The sequence below is a fragment of the Xanthomarina arctica genome (assembly GCF_014638915.1).
GTDB lineage: Bacteria > Bacteroidota > Bacteroidia > Flavobacteriales > Flavobacteriaceae > Xanthomarina > Xanthomarina arctica.
Map to the genome: position 1 here is coordinate 667,611 of NZ_BMFQ01000002.1, position 15,759 is coordinate 683,369.

Genomic DNA, 15,759 nt, shown 5'->3' on the forward strand with positions numbered 1-15,759 from the left:
TTGAATTTTATTAATTAATCTGTGTAAATAATTATTTTTTAGCAGCTTTATTTCCTGTTAAAGCATTGGTAATAAACGTTAGGTTGATTTGAAAATAATTTTGTTTTAAACGTTGCTTACTGCCATATGTAGAACCATATTTACCAACCGCTTGTAATCTGTTTGCCCAAAGCCAATAACCCACTTGTGCACCTACAATACCATTCTTATCTTTTACAGAACCATCCCAGTAAACTCCAGAACCTTTATCGTCTCCAACTTGCCAGTTATTACCGCCATAGATACCAACCGATAGTTTGTCGGTAAAATACATATCTATCCCATAGTCTAATGATAAACGGTTCCCCGGTGTTACTTCTACATCTTTGATTTTTCCAATAATTTCATAGGTAGGTGCGAACATTACAGCTAATGCTTTAGAGGTTTCTCCTTTAATTTTCATTGGATAATAGTAGGTAAAGACTTGAAATATATTGCTCCAATAGCCTAATCCTGTATTGTTATTGCCTCCTGGAGTATATTCTCCTGTAGGCGCATAAAACATATAGCCTGCAGTAATGTCAAACTCTTTCAAACCCCAAGATAAATACACTGGCATGACATTAAAATCTGAAAATCCAGAAACATTACTAATACTACTTCCTTCTTGGTTGGAACCTTCAATAATACCACTTCTATTATATGCAATATCTGCATTTACCGTATTATAAGCAATAGAGATACCAGTAAGAAAAGTGGCACCTAAAACTTTTTGTTTTGCAACCCACATTAATACTGGATTATTAATGTATCCGCTAACATCGGTATTTAATGCAAAATCGGCTCCTGTTGGACTTTCAAATTCAGTCACTTCTTCGCCATTTTTATTAAAATACTTATTACCCGAAAGAAATATATTATAATCTAGTAGAACCAAGCCACTTGCTGGTGCTGGATCTGCAAAATCACGAATACTTATAATTCCAGGTAAATAATGACCAGTTTGTAAAGGAGATGCTAATTTAGGTTTCTCTTGTGCTTGTATTTTAAAAGTTGAACAGGTGATAAACACCAATAAAACCATTGCTTTTGTAATTGTTATTTTCATTTTTTTATATTTAACTGAACTCTTATCTCCTCTTCCAGACTCCGCTGCAACACTTCCATATCGGCAAACTCCTCCCTATTTATATTCCTGTCATTTTTTCTTTCCAGGACCATAGACCTACATAGCATGTAGTCTGAACACATATCCCGGAAGTTCTCATCGATTTGAAACAAGTCATCAATCTCCTCTTCTAAATCCGGAAATAGTTGAATAATAGAATCGACTTCTTTACGCATGTGAGGTTGTTAATTTAAAATAGCCGTGTAAATGTAAGAAAACTTATAAAAAACAGTAAGAATGGAACGGTTATGAAACGGTTCCATTTAGAATTTAATGTCTTAATAATTAGCGTGTTGTATCTTGAGAATAAGGGTTGATACTCATTTGGACCACAGAGAACTATTTCTACTAAGTTATGTTATATTAACACCTGTCTTTTTAGCGCTAAAAATAATATTGTCAACTAAAGTTTCATCTAATAGAAACGAACTTAGGTAAAGTTTAAGATTTGCGAGTATTTCTGGGAATTTTTCATTTAATAGAGCTACTTCAGGTTTCGAATCAAGGATTAAACCCAATTGTCCTTTGGCTGCAGCTATGAGCAATGGTATTATGTAAACATCTTCTGACGCTTTCATCTTTTGAGTATAATGCAATGCTTCTTCGTATTCACCATTTTGATAATAAGCGAAGTAAAAACCTAAATAACACCACCAAGGGCAGTATGGGTTGAGATTTAATGCCTCCTTTAGTAAAACTAATCCACGTTTATATTCTCCGATACAATTATAAGCAAAACCAAGAGTACTTTTTATAGATGGAGAAAGTGGGCCGAGTTGCATACTATAGTCAAGCGCTTCAATAGCTTCGTTTTTCTTACCCAAATAAACATTCGCCCACCCCCGGGTGATATTTCCAAATTGAGATGCAGGTGCTATGCTCAAGGCTTTATCTAATAGCTTTAAAGCTTCAGCTATGGGATCTTCAACAGTTTTATACCCAAGTGAATAAGTAAAAAGATTTAAATCGCCCAAAATGATTAGGCACATCACATTATTTGGATCTTTAAGTAAAGCTTTTTCAAGAGCCTTTCTACACAATATACAATCTGCTTCTGAATGTGTTATTTGCGTAAGATTAAACCACAATATAGCATCAAATGTTTGCAAATCTTGCTTCATTTCACCCCCTACCAAACGTACTGTGTCATTTATAATCAGTCCATATTGACCACTTAATAAGGCAAATACATCATCATTTATCTGGTCTTGAATGTCTATAGTTTTGTCTTTTTGTAAATCGTGCGAATAATCTTTGGACCAGATTTGCATGCCATTCATGGTTTCGACTAAACCGACATTCACTCTAATCTTCGTAGCAGAGCGTTTAACAGAACCCACTATAACATAATGAACTCCTAAGTCGGCTCCTACTATTCGGATATCTTCAATATGAGTCGCGTATTTTAATGTTGAAAAATGGGCCACGACAGCAATTTCTTCAGAATTGCTAAAGATTCGCGTCAGTTCCTCTCCAAAACCATCCACAAAAAATTGATACTCATCACTTGGCAATAAGTTGCGAAAGGGCAATATGGCAAGCGTGAGTTTTGATCTGGAATAGGTATTTGCTTTGGTGTTACTTGGTGAATCTGATTTACCTTGTATGTCTGCCTTTGACGTTATAATATGAGATCGAAATACGGGAACATAAGATCCTTTAATTACTTCAATTTTAATAGGATCGGTCATTCCTGCCTCTAGATAATATGTATGTAATAACCGTCTAAGTCTTCCTGCGTTAATTCTAATGGTTGCGTTGGTTTGCGGGTTAAAATTTGCCGATTTCCCCAAGCCATTGACAGCTATAATATATTCCTTTAAGCTATCAGTACGGCTAGCCAGTGTTTCTTCTACAATAAATTTTAAAAAATTACTTAACACGGAAGAACGAGAAAATAGGTCGCTGCTTAGAATGCGATCCAATTCCTCCAAAATTTCCTGCTTCGAATAATTAGGTAAGATGTGTTTTCCTGCTACGTTCTCTGGCATTGAAATGTCCTATATAAGTTGTATAACTTTGAATTTTTTATTTAATAAATCAAATGTAGTTTTTTTATTTTAAACTCGTGTTTCTAATAAAAAAAAAGCGATTTGAATAAATCCAAATCGCTTTTTATAATCTTAATTAAAATATGTTATTTAACTTCAATAACCTCACTTGGTCTCCAAGTTTTGTCTAACCAAGGTTCTAGTGGGCCATACATTCTTAAGATAATATACCAACTTTTTCCAGGAATAGTTTGTAACCAGTTGCCTTCAAATCCTTCAGGAGCTTTAGGTGCAAAATACACATCCATTGAACCGTCTGCATTTTCCTTAAACCCTTTGGTTTGAGAACCAACACTTGGTCTAGGCTGATCTGTTTGTAACATAGAGCGTGTTTGCGTGTCATAAATCGTGAATGCCCAAAAGTTATTTACTGGTACGTTTGGAGGTAAAGTTACTTTATAGGTTTTAGAACCATCCATTGGTTTTTTATTGGAATCGACAAATGCCATCCCATAATCCGAACCTTTACCCGGAATAGATACCGCCATAGCAGGAGTAACAATAGTATAACCATAGTAGTACCATGCTCTGGCATCTGTATTCATGGTGTGACCATCTTTACCATTAAAGAACACATTCTTGTCTAAGAAAGCCATCACCCAAGCACTGTTGGTATCAGGGTAAATTTGAATCCCTTTCATAGTACCTGCAGTGCCCGTTGTTCTTGGATACCATATGGTAGAACGTATTGTAGCGTTACCAATGGCAACAGCATCTGTTAGAATTTTTTTCATTCTAGCGTCTGGAGCAAAAGGTTTCCCTTTTTCAATACCAATAGAAGCAAACAACCCTCTAGTTTCAGGATCTAGCATTTCTAATGGTTCATACTGAATCACTTCATTAATTTCTTCATAGAAAGAATAATCGTTATGGTGAACTGTATTAAATGATTTATCAGATGCATTTACAAAATTCATTTCAGGAATATTGTCTGCCATAGTCAATGGATAAACTTTCACATTGTCCTCTGCTATTTTCGCTGCTTTTTCTAAACCTTCAGCAATAGATAGACGCATAAAATTCCATGTAATGTTCGTATTAGATTTTACAACGAAGTAACCTTTAGGAATTTCACCTTCGTAATTCGGAGGCAATACTAGGAATTTTCCACCTTTACCTTTGTCCGGTCCAAAAACACCAATATTTTCAACAAATTCAAACCAAGCATTGTCGAATCCACCAAGTAATCCTGGAGGTGCTTCAACGACCATTGGTCCATGTTTTTTTAGATCTAACACGGCAGCAACATATAATGTAGAGGTGTTTCCTGTTAGAAATATTCCTTTTGAATCCAACAACCCTGAAAAGATCATGATGTCATTGAACTTTACACCAGCACCGATCGTTTTAGGTCCTTCAATCAATCCTCTAAGTGATGCGCCTTGAATACCTTTTAAAAAGGCATCAATACCACGTGAACGATCTAAGTTATCATAAACTAACTGAACAGTTTCTTGAGTTGGTGTACCATCGAAAAAGTTTAAGGTTCCAATAGATGTTTCTACCACAGCTGGCGTTAATATTCCTTTAGGAATATCTGTTGTTTGTGTATAAGTGCCAATTGCAGGCTCTTCCATGACTACTTCTGCTTTTGCAGGTACCTCTTCTTTTTTTGTTTCTTGGCAATTAAATAAAGTTGAGAAGACAACTCCGGCCATTAGTAATTTGTATTTCATGAGTTTGTTAGTTTAATATTAGATCAAATGTAAAAAAAACTTTTAGAATGAAAAAGCGACTTGAATATATATTCAAATCGCTTTTTAAATGTTTACTTATAGTATTCTATTATTTAACCAATTCAACTTCGCTTGGTCTCCATGTTTTATCTATCCAAATTAAATAGTCTAATTCAAAGAAACTGTAACAAAAAAACATGGTGTATTTTAGTACACCATGTCATTTACTTATTGTATTACTTAACTGGCACTACTTTAGGCATGTTATAAGAACCGTTTACAAGCGGTGCATATGGACCATAGTATCTAGAAGTAAATCGGAAACCTTCTTTTGGTGCTGGTAACCAGTTTTTAGCTTGATCTGGATCTGTTGGCTTATCTTTCTGTATATAAATAACAAGTTTGCCGTCTTTAGCTACTAAATCACCCGCTTTTAACATAAAACTGTTAATGGTATATCTGTTTATTTCATTCGCAACAAAATAACCATTCGCATCATAAATTGGAATTGACCAGAACTGAGTTACAGGAGGTAAATCGTTCATATCGAAAGTCATTGTGTATTTATTCTCTCCACTAAAAGGCTTACCATCTGAATCTGTAAATAAAAATGCTCCAGCATGAGAGACATTCTTGTCTGGCGCACCCCAAGCTGCATCAGCAATTATTGCACGATCCATCCAATGTGTTTCAAATCCACCATCATTACGTACTACACCCCAACCATTCATATTAATCATATTGGTTTTTAACGTTTTACGAACATTTTCAAATCCAGCTTTAAAACCAGTTGTTAATGCATTTTGCTGTGCTTCTGTAAGTTTGCTCCAATCGAAAGTTAAGCCTTTACCAATACTGAATTGCTCAAGTTCTTTAAGCATTTTCGCCTCCATCATAGAATCCTCAATAGTTGGCATAGTTACATCGTTTAAAATGACACTAAGCAGTGTGAAATATTGTTCAGGTGTCTGTTTGTCAACTTGTCCGAACTGATATTCAGGTAACCCTTTTGGAATTAAGAAGTCTCCTTTTACAATCTTTCTATCTGCTTCAGGAATTCCCTTATTACCATTAGCTAACCAATCTGCCAAAGGCGTCATTGTTAATTCGTCTTGATACCCATTGATCTCCTTGATCTCGGCATCAGATCCTGTTTCAACTGCCATACGCGCAACTGCAGAAGCAGTTAAAGCTGGCCATTGAAAAATATCGGTAGTAGCGAAATCTGCAGGAAGATCCTTAGTGTATCCTGGTGGTACTAATATGTATTTACGTGCAGCGGTACCGTTGAAAGGCGAACCAACAATGATGCGGAAAATCCCATATTGGTCCATAATTTGAACGCTAAAATAGCGATCAGTAATCTCAGGTACTTCAACAACAACTGGTCCTTCTCTTAAATCAATAAAACCCAGTCCGTAAAGTGTCGTTGCGTTTGGTGTAACCACCGGATAATCTGGAGTTATTTGCTTACGTACCCATGCAAACCTATTAAGACCTGTATAGACCTGATTGTCTTTTACATCATTTTGGGTATAAGTCCAGCGCTGTCCATAATAAATGGCTTGTTGTAGTCCGTAAAGATAAGCACGTGCTGCAACGTCTTCCATACTTGAAGCTACTTCAGTTGATTCTTTTTCAGTTTTCTTTTCTGTTTTATTTTCTGCTTTCTCACAACTTGTCAATACTGTTGTAGCAGCAATACATGTCATAGCAAAGGTGCGTAGTAAATATTTTTTCATCATTATTTATTTAAAATTTTATTTGAAATAGAAGATAGCGCTTTTTTGAGCGCTATCTTCTTAATATTATTATTATTTCACCAACATAATCTCACTTGGTCTCCACGTTTTATCTAACCATGGCTCAAGTGGTCCATACATTCTTAAAACTGTAAACCAGCTTTTTCCAGGAATGGTTTGTAACCAGTTATTTTCAAATCCTTTAGGAGCTTCAGGAGCAAAGTACACATCCATAGAACCATCAGCATTTAATTTAAATCCTTCAGTTTGGCTGCCTACACTAGGTCTAGCTTGATCTGTTTGTAATTGAGATCTTGTTTGAGTATCATATAAAGTAAATGCCCAGAAGTTATTTACGGGTACATTTGGAGGTAAGGTTACTTTATAGGTTTTGGCTCCATCCATAGCTTTTTTATCAGCATCTACAAAAGCAACTCCGTAATCAGATCCTTTTCCAGGGAATGAAACAGCCATGGCAGGTGTTACAACCGTATAGCAATAGTAGAAGAAATCTCTAGCATCACTATTCATAGTCATTTTGTCTTTACCATTAAAGAACACGTTTTTATCCAAGAATCCCATCATCCAAGAACTATTAGTATCTGGATAAATTTGAATACCTTTCATATTATCAACACTTCCACTTGTTCTTGGGTACCACACGATAGAGCGTATAGTAGCGTTTCCAATAGCAACAGCATCTGTTAGAATTTTTTTCATTCTAGCATCTGGAGCAAAAGGTTTCCCTTTTTCAATACCAATAGAAGCAAATAAACCTCTTGTTTCAGGGTCTAACATAGCTAATGGCTCTTCTTGAATGGTTTTATTCACTTCTTCGTAGAAAGAATAGTCGTTATGATGAATGGTATTGAATGCTTTATTAGATCCATTTACAAAATTCATTGCAGGAGGATTATCAGCCATGGACAACGGATATACTTTTACCGTTTCTTTTGCCATTTTCACTGCTTTCTCTAAACCATCAGCAATACCTACACGCATAAAATTCCACACTTTGTAAGTAGGTGAATGTACCACGAAATACCCTGAAGGAATATCACCTTCGTAACCTGGAGGCAATACAAGCCATTTACCACCTTTACCTTTATCTGGTCCAAAAACACCAATATCACTAATATACTCAAACCATGCAGAATTAAATCCACCTAATAATCCAGGAGGCGCTTCAACAACCATAGGGCCATTTTCTTTTAAATCTAACGTAGGAATAACGTATAAAGTAGACGTGTTTCCAGTAAGGAATGTTTGTTTAGAATCCATTAACTGTTCAAAGATTAAAATATCATTGAATTTTACGTCTGCACCAATCGTTTTTGGTCCTTCAATTAATTCTCTAACAGATGCCCCTTGAATACCTTTTAAAAAGGCATCAATACCTCTTGAACGGTCTAAATTGTCATAAACTAATTGTACTGTTTCCTCTGTTGGTGTACCATCGAAAAAGTTTAAGGTTCCAATAGATGTATCTACTACATCTGGTGTTAATATCCCTTTTGGAATATCTGTTGTTTGCGTGTAAGTGCCTACAGCAGGCTCTTCCATGGATGCTTCTGCTTTAGCAGGTGCGTCTTCTTTTTTAGTTTCCTGACAACTAAAAAAAGTAGAAAGGACAACTCCAGTAATTAGTAATTTGTAATTCATAATTTTAACCTATTTTTAATTTTTTACTAAATGATTATATTTTTAACTCATTCAATTTTACTTGATTTTAATTGTTATCTAATTAGGGTTCAAGTTACGCATTTTTAAGAATATTCTAAATCTATTTACTAGATGACGTTTTGGCTGCTTTATTTCCAGTTAAAGCATTGGTCATAAAAGTTAAGTTAATCTGAAAGTAATTTTGCTTTAAGCGTTGCTTACTACCATAAGTGGAGCCAAATTTACCAATAGCTTGGAGTCTATTCGTCCAAAGCCAATATCCTACTTGTCCACCTACAATACCATTCTTGTCTTTAATAGAGCCATCCCAGTAAACACCAGAACCTGTGTCGTTACCAACTTGCCAGTTATTACCACCAAAGACGCCCACAGATAATTTTTCTGTAAAATACATATCTACGCCATAGTCTAATGATAAACGATTTCCTGGTACCACTTCCACATCCTTAATTTTTCCTATAATTTCATAAGTAGGCGCAAACATAACAGCCAATGCTTTTGAAGTTTCTCCTTTAACTTTCATTGGATAATAATAAGTAAAGACTTGAAAAATATTACTCCAGTAGCCTAATCCTGTATTATTATTCCCTCCTGGAGTATATTCTCCTGTAGGTGCATAAAACATGTAGCCTGCGGTAATGTCAAACTCTTTTAAACCCCAAGATAAATACACGGGCATGACATTAAAATCTGAAAATCCAGAAACATTACTATTACTACTTCCTTCTTGGTTGGAACCTTCAATAATACCACTTCTATTATATGCAATATCTGCATTTACCGTATTATAAGCAATAGAGATACCAGTAAGAAAAGTGGCACCTAAAACTTTTTGTTTTGCAACCCACATTAATACTGGATTATTAATGTATCCGCTAACATCGGGGTTTAATGCTATATCGGCTCCTGTTGGACTTTCAAATTCAGTCACTTCTTCGCCATTTTTATTAAAATACTTATCACCCGAAAGAAATATATTATAATCTAGTAGAACCAAGCCACTTGCTGGTGCTGGATCTGCGAAATCTCGAATACTTATAATACCAGGAATATAATGTCCTGTTTGTAATGGTGATGCAAATTTAGGAGTTTCTTGGGCCTGTACTTGAAAAGTAAAACCAATCATCAACACACTTAGAACTAATGCTTTTGTAATTGATATTTTCATAATCAGAACTTATTTTAGTTTGGAAATAAAAAGGCTACTTGAATTCTTAATTGAGATTCTGGTCCATTATCAGGTCTTACAACATTGTAATAGTAACCGGCTTGTGCATTAATAGGAAGTTTTCCTACACGTACTAATTTACCAAATCCAGCTCCTAAGGGCACTGTCCATTGATTCCCTGATGTAGCTTCCCAATTAGCAGTTATAATAGGCGCAGTATTGATGTACCATTTTTTTGGTAAATTCTTCACCGCAAAAATTTGTGAGTAAAAATAATTTACATCAGCAGCATTTTCAGATCCTGCAAACGACCAAGTATTTTGAAGGATACCACCAATTGTCCATCCTTTTGGTTGAACTAATAAAACAACAGAAGGTCCTGCAGACCATTTATCTGTTCCTAAATAATCGCTAGTTGCAGTAGGAATACCTACAGCTACACCTCCACCATAAATAAGTTTAGTCGCTTTTTTAGGAGTCAAAAATAAGCTTAAACTAATATCTCCCAATCCGTATTCACTATCGTGTTCTCCTACAGGTTGAGAGATTAATGGAATAATTGTTCTGGAAATTAAATTAAATTTATCATTAATTGAAATTGGAATTACCGGTTGAATATTCGTAGTATTCTGCGTACGGTTATATGGTCCTACTCCAAAATTTACATTGTTTTGTATTGGAACACTTATCATACTTGCGATAGGGTTCTGAATTTTTTTCTCAAGATCGGAAGCTGAATCTGTAGCAGCTGGTTTTTCCTCCTGAGCAAAAATACTAACACTACTTAGAAGAAGTAAGCACAATAAATAATTAAGTTTTTTCATTAGTTTTAAAGTTTGTTACTGTCCATTTGCTTTTATAGCATAATGCAGATAATTATTTGTGAATATAAATTTAGGAATCCGTAAAAAAATAAGGGAATGGCTCATTTAAGCAGGTCATTCCCTATTCTATAATATCGTATTATTTCACCAATTCAATTTCACCTGGTCTCCATGATTTGTTTATCCATGGTTCTAGAGGTCCATACATTCTTAGTATACTAAACCAACTTTTTCCAGGAAGTGTTTGTAACCAGTTATTTTCTTTTCCTGCTGGTGCTTTTGGTCCAAAATACAGATCGTAAGATCCGTCTTTATTTTTCTCAAAACCTTTAGATTGACTTCCTGCTGTAGGGAATGGTTGATCTGTTTGTAATAACGAGCGTGTTTGTGTATCGTAAATCGTTACTGCCCAAAAATCGTTTACAGGAACATTTGGAGGCAAATGCAACTTGTATGTTTTAGAACCATCAAAAGTTTTCTTATCTGCATCTAAATACGCAATGGCATAATCAGATCCAGCTCCTGCATGTGTTACTGCCATAGCTGGTGTTACTCCTGTTGCATTATAGTAAAAAATTACACGAGCATCTAAATTCATAGCACCATTGTCTTCAAACGACGTGTTTTTATTGGCATAACCCATTGTCCAAGAACTATTTGTATCTGGATAAATATATACACCTTCAATACGTGGCTTGTAAGTAATTGCTCTTGCTGAAGCCGCGCCTATTACGGCCGCTTCATTAAGTATTTTAGTCATTCTAGCGTCCGGAGCAAAAGGCTTACCTTTCACTATTCCGATAGATGCTAATAAACCTCTAGCTTCAGAGTCTATAGCATCGATAGGTTCTACTTGCACTAAAGTATTAAGGTCTTCATAGAAACTAACATCGTTATGAACAAGGGTACTATATTTTTTTCCTGAAAAGTCAACAAACTTGGTTGCTGGTGGATTATCGGCCTTAGATAACGGATAAATCTTAAGATTTGACTTTATATTTCCAACTGCTTTAGGCAATCCATCTTTAATAGAGGCACGTAAAAACATTAAATTATTATAGGTATCAGTCTTAATTACAAAATAACCTTCAGGAACCGTACCTGTATATCCTGGTGGTAACCATAAATATTTTCCACCTTTTCCTTTGTCTGGACCTATCGCTCCCATATTGCTTATAAATCTAAACCAAGCATCATCAATAAAGCCTAACATTCCAGGTGGTAATTCAACCACTAATGGACCTTCTTTAAGATCGATATATGTAAGCGCATACATTGTAGATGTATTTCCTGTTAAATATAAAGACTCCGATTTAAGTAATTGTTCGGTAATAGACACCGTATTACTCGTTGCTCCTATGCTAGCATTCCCTTTACGCATAGCGTTAAGCGACCCAGAACCTTGATTATCAAGAAAAACTTGGACTGCACGCATACGATCTAGATTATCATACACCGTTTCTACTGTTGCATCTGTTGGTACACCATCGAAAAATTCTAATTTCCCAATAGGAGTTTCTACCTCATTAGCAATACCAATTACTTTCAAATCTATATCTGAAGGTGATTGCGCATAACTTGGCAATGTAACTACAGCACCAATAAGCACAATTGCTAAATAATTTAATGGTTTTTTAATCATCATTATTATTTTAAATTATTATTTTATTATTTAACTAATTCAATTTCTCCTGGTTTCCAAGATTTGTCAATCCAAGGCTCTAATGGTCCGTACATACGTAAAATACTAAACCAACTTTTACCCGGTACAGTTTCTAACCAATTATTTTCTTTTCCCTTTGGAGCCTTTGGTCCGAAATACAGATCGTAAGATCCATCTTTATTTTTTTCAAAACCTTTAGTCTGACTTCCTTTTGTTGGGAATAACTGACTTGTTTGTAACTGGCAACGTGTTTGAGTATCGTAAATCGTAACAGCCCAGAAATCGTTTACAGGTACATTTGGAGGTAAATGCAATTTATAGGTTTTAGATCCATCAAAAGGTTTATCGTTATTATCTAATGTTCCAATCGCATAATCAGATCCAGCACCTGCATGAGTTACCGCCATTGCTGGTGTTACACCACCTGCATTGAAGTAGAAAAATGTACGGGCATCTAAATCCATAATACCATCTGCTTCAAACGACGTGTTCTTGTTAGCATAACCCATATCCCAATTCATACCAGAACCTGGATAGATTTCTACACCTTCAATACGTGGTGCATAGGTAATTGCACGACCTGCGGCATTACCTAGGGTTGCTGCTTCTGTAAGTAGTTTTTGCATTCTTGCATCAGGAGCAAATGGTTTTCCATTTACAATACCAATGGCCGCTAATTCTCCACGAATTTCAGCATCGATAGCGTCTTCTGGTTCACCTTGAACAATTGTGTTTAACATATTGTAGTACTCTAAAGTACTTGGGAAAATAGTTTGGAAAGATCGACCAGACATATTTACCAATTCAGTAGGTGCTGGATTCGCATTATCTTTTAAAGGATACACTCTTAATCCTTGTTTAAAATTATCTGTTGCAGCTTCTAAACCTTTAGCAATTGAACCTCTCAAGAAAATAAAGTTTCTGTTTGTTTTTGGTTTTAAAATAAAATAACCTTCAGGAATTTCACCAGTATACCCTGGAGGGATCACAAGATATTTTCCACCTTTACCTTTATCTGGACCTACAACACCCATATTGCCTACAAAACGTTGCCAAGCATCGTCCATAAAACCAAGCATACCTGGAGGAAGTTGGATAACTGTTGGACCATCTTTTGCTAAATCTGTCCAGAAATAAGCATACATGGTAGAGGTATTAGAAGTAATCACTGGTGTGCGTGAATCCATTAACTGCTCCCAAATAGCAATTTTGTTAGGTGCATCGGCACCTTGTTGTGCTAATGCATATTGAAGACTGTAAATTGAAACAGCTCCAACATTATCAAGAAAAACATCTACGCCACGAGCACGGTCAAGATAATCGTATACTAAGTCACTTGTATTTCCAACAGGTACACCATCGAAAAATTCTAAGTCACCTGCAGCAGTTTTTACTTTGTTTGCTATGGATGCCGCTTCTGTTTTCTCTGCTTCACTTAACTTACTATAATCAGTTTGTGCGTAAGTTGGCAGTGTAGTAAAAGCCCCAATAAGCGTTATTGCAAGATAGTTTAATGGTTTTTTAATCATAATTTCAATTATTAACAATGGTTTTGTTTATTAAATTTTATTTGTAAATCGCTCAACTTTACCCGAATGAACGTGCAATTAAGTTTGAGATTGAAGGACCTTTATAATGTCTTCTTTTAAAATGAGTTGTAATGTTTCGTACTCATTAATCTCCGCTTTATTTTTATGTTCTGCTATTTTTCTTTGTAATATCATACTTGTGCACAGGTCATAATCGGAACATAAGTCCCGGAAATTTTCATCGTTTTGAAAAAGAAAATCAATTCTCTCTTCAAAATCTGGAAATTGTTGCACAATTTTTAAACGCATTTTAAGTCTTGTAAATTTCAATTAATACAGTAAAGGTACAACGTTGAACGAAAATTATAATGATTAAAAATCCATTTAACTGTTAAATGGGTTTTTAACATACTAAAAACAAGTTAGTTATATATATGTTTGATGTTTTCTTACTCTAATTCGAGTACTGGAAATAGATTTAGTGGAGTTGAAGCCCTGCCTTTTTAAGTCCAAGAATAATTTCCTCAACCAAAGAACGGTCGAGTATAAATGAGTTGAGATACATTCCAAGATTCGCTAAAATCTCTGGAAATTTTTTATTTAAGATGTTTATTTCTACTCGCGCTTCCAATACCATTCCTAATTGCCCTTTAACAGCCACCATTAGCAAAGGTATTACGTAAACATCTTCTGAGGCATTCATTTTTTGTGCATATTTGAAAGCTTCTTCATATTGTCCGTTATGATAAAAACCAAAGAAAAGTCCCACATAATACCACCACGGACAATAGGGGTTGAGATTTAAAGCTGCCTGCAACAAGGCATGACTACATTTATACTCACCTACACAGGAATATGCAAAACCAAGCCCTCCCATAGTTGAGGGAGAAAAAGATGGAGAAGCAAGTTGCTCACTGTACTTTAATGATTCAATAGCTTCTTTTTTCTTACCTAAATGAATGTGTGCCCAACCGCGTTCCATGTGTGCATATTGCGATAAAGGTGCTATTCGGATTGCTTTTTCTATGTATAGATTGGCTTTATTGATAGGATCTTCTACAGTATAACCCATGGAATAGGAAGAAAGATATAGATCTCCCAATATTGACAAACACATCACATTATTCGGATCATTTTCTAAGGTTTTTTCTAAACCTTTTATCGCCTCTAAGAAGTTCTCTTCAGAATGCGTTAATTGCGCATGATGAAACCATAAAACAGCATCGAAAGCTTGTAAATCTTGCTTCATATTACCTTCAACCAAACGCATGGTATCCTTAATAATAAAACCATAATGGCCACTTAATAAAGCAAAGACATCGTTATTAATCTGGTCTTGAATATCCATTATTTCATCATCTTCCAAACTATGGATATAATCTTTAGTCCAAATTTGCATGCCATTAACGGTTTCTCCCAGGCCTACACTCACTTTAATTTGCTTTGCTGAGCGTTTAACAGCACCAGCTATTACATAGTGAACCCCTAACTCAGATCCTACAACACGAATGTCTTTAGGATTAGCAACGTACTTGAGCGTAGAAAAATGAGCAATTACATCTAAATCTTCAGAAGTACTAAAAACTCGGGTAAGCTCTTCGCCAAATCCATCTACAAAAAATTGATAGTCCTTGTTTGGTAATAAGTTACGAAAAGGAAGCACGGCAAGAGTGAGTCTTGATCGCGAATATACAACTGTATCATTAACTACTGTCGTTGTCTTTTCCCTTAAATCCTCTGTTGATTTTTCTATAACTTGTGTTCGAAATACGGGTACATAGGTCCCTTTAATAACCTCAATTTTTATACTATCTGTAATGCCAGGTTGTAAATAATATTCGTTTAATAATCTTCTAAGTCTTCCAGCATGAATGCGAACAACAGCATCTGTTTGTGGGTTAAAATCCACAGATTTACCCAAGGCACTCACAGCAATGGTGTATTCCTTTAAGCTATGTGTATGGCCTTCTAAAGTTTCCTCTACAATGAATTTTAGAAAATTACACAATACGGCCGTGCGAGAAAAGAGTTCACTGTTTAGAATACAATCCAATTCCTTGAGAATATCCTGTTTCGAATAATTGAGTAAAATGTGATTTTCTGCGGCGTTATCTGGCATGGATTTCGACTATATTCTACTAATGTGTAGTTTAATGGTTCTTTATTAGATCATTCAAAAGTAGTATTTTTATAGTAAACTAGAGGTTCTAAAAAAGAAAAAAAAGCGTTTTTAATAGCCATCCATATCAACACGGCTAAAAGACTTATCATGCTTT

General features: G+C 35.2%; 11 protein-coding genes. All 11 read right to left on the reverse strand.

Going from position 1 to position 15,759, the window contains the following annotated elements; translation table 11 throughout:
* Positions 1-31: 31 nt before the first annotated feature.
* Positions 32-1,087 carry a SphA family protein gene (locus IEV77_RS09250; protein ID WP_188464068.1) on the reverse strand — a complete coding sequence of 352 codons (1,056 nt, stop codon included), beginning with the start codon at positions 1,085-1,087 and terminating at the stop codon, positions 32-34.
* The gene (locus tag IEV77_RS09255) at positions 1,084-1,323 is read right to left on the reverse strand and encodes a hypothetical protein (RefSeq protein ID WP_188464070.1); all 240 of its coding nucleotides are present in this window, start codon (positions 1,321-1,323) and stop codon (positions 1,084-1,086) included. Before IEV77_RS09255 ends, IEV77_RS09250 begins: the two co-directional genes overlap by 4 nt.
* Before the next feature lie 177 nt (positions 1,324-1,500).
* On the reverse strand, positions 1,501-3,138 hold the full coding sequence (locus tag IEV77_RS09260) for a tetratricopeptide repeat protein (RefSeq protein ID WP_188464072.1): 1,638 nt from the start codon (positions 3,136-3,138) through the stop codon (positions 1,501-1,503).
* Positions 3,139-3,284: 146 nt separating this feature from the next.
* Positions 3,285-4,874 (reverse strand): DUF1254 domain-containing protein, encoded by a 1,590-nt coding sequence (locus tag IEV77_RS09265; protein ID WP_188464074.1) that lies wholly within the window; start codon positions 4,872-4,874, stop codon positions 3,285-3,287.
* Positions 4,875-5,110: 236 nt separating this feature from the next.
* The gene (locus IEV77_RS09270; protein ID WP_229736630.1) at positions 5,111-6,619 is read right to left on the reverse strand and encodes a DUF1254 domain-containing protein; all 1,509 of its coding nucleotides are present in this window, start codon (positions 6,617-6,619) and stop codon (positions 5,111-5,113) included.
* Positions 6,620-6,688: 69 nt separating this feature from the next.
* Positions 6,689-8,278: a DUF1254 domain-containing protein gene (locus tag IEV77_RS09275; protein ID WP_229736631.1), complete on the reverse strand. Its 1,590-nt coding sequence runs from the start codon at positions 8,276-8,278 to the stop codon at positions 6,689-6,691.
* A gap of 121 nt (positions 8,279-8,399) precedes the next feature.
* Positions 8,400-9,467: a SphA family protein gene (locus IEV77_RS09280; RefSeq protein WP_188464076.1), complete on the reverse strand. Its 1,068-nt coding sequence runs from the start codon at positions 9,465-9,467 to the stop codon at positions 8,400-8,402.
* Between the two features lie 14 nt (positions 9,468-9,481).
* Positions 9,482-10,291: a hypothetical protein gene (locus tag IEV77_RS09285; protein ID WP_229736632.1), complete on the reverse strand. Its 810-nt coding sequence runs from the start codon at positions 10,289-10,291 to the stop codon at positions 9,482-9,484.
* Between the two features lie 139 nt (positions 10,292-10,430).
* Positions 10,431-11,936 carry a DUF1254 domain-containing protein gene (locus IEV77_RS09290; RefSeq protein WP_229736633.1) on the reverse strand — a complete coding sequence of 502 codons (1,506 nt, stop codon included), beginning with the start codon at positions 11,934-11,936 and terminating at the stop codon, positions 10,431-10,433.
* A gap of 23 nt (positions 11,937-11,959) precedes the next feature.
* Positions 11,960-13,483, reverse strand: a complete 1,524-nt coding sequence (locus IEV77_RS09295) for a DUF1254 domain-containing protein (protein ID WP_188464078.1) — start codon at positions 13,481-13,483, stop codon at positions 11,960-11,962.
* Between the two features lie 478 nt (positions 13,484-13,961).
* Positions 13,962-15,602 (reverse strand): tetratricopeptide repeat protein, encoded by a 1,641-nt coding sequence (locus IEV77_RS09300; RefSeq protein WP_188464080.1) that lies wholly within the window; start codon positions 15,600-15,602, stop codon positions 13,962-13,964.
* Positions 15,603-15,759: the final 157 nt, after the last annotated feature.

Excerpts from the sequence above, each read along its gene's own strand:
- IEV77_RS09250 (WP_188464068.1), bottom strand. The coding sequence starts at position 1,087 with ATGAAAATAACAATTACAAAAGCAATGGTTTTATTGGTGTTTATCACC.
- IEV77_RS09255 (WP_188464070.1), bottom strand. The coding sequence starts at position 1,323 with ATGCGTAAAGAAGTCGATTCTATTATTCAACTATTTCCGGATTTAGAA.
- IEV77_RS09260 (WP_188464072.1), bottom strand. The coding sequence starts at position 3,138 with ATGCCAGAGAACGTAGCAGGAAAACACATCTTACCTAATTATTCGAAG.
- IEV77_RS09265 (WP_188464074.1), bottom strand. The coding sequence starts at position 4,874 with ATGAAATACAAATTACTAATGGCCGGAGTTGTCTTCTCAACTTTATTT.
- IEV77_RS09270 (WP_229736630.1), bottom strand. The coding sequence starts at position 6,619 with ATGATGAAAAAATATTTACTACGCACCTTTGCTATGACATGTATTGCT.
- IEV77_RS09275 (WP_229736631.1), bottom strand. The coding sequence starts at position 8,278 with ATGAATTACAAATTACTAATTACTGGAGTTGTCCTTTCTACTTTTTTT.
- IEV77_RS09280 (WP_188464076.1), bottom strand. The coding sequence starts at position 9,467 with ATGAAAATATCAATTACAAAAGCATTAGTTCTAAGTGTGTTGATGATT.
- IEV77_RS09285 (WP_229736632.1), bottom strand. The coding sequence starts at position 10,291 with ATGAAAAAACTTAATTATTTATTGTGCTTACTTCTTCTAAGTAGTGTT.
- IEV77_RS09290 (WP_229736633.1), bottom strand. The coding sequence starts at position 11,936 with ATGATGATTAAAAAACCATTAAATTATTTAGCAATTGTGCTTATTGGT.
- IEV77_RS09295 (WP_188464078.1), bottom strand. The coding sequence starts at position 13,483 with ATGATTAAAAAACCATTAAACTATCTTGCAATAACGCTTATTGGGGCT.
- IEV77_RS09300 (WP_188464080.1), bottom strand. The coding sequence starts at position 15,602 with ATGCCAGATAACGCCGCAGAAAATCACATTTTACTCAATTATTCGAAA.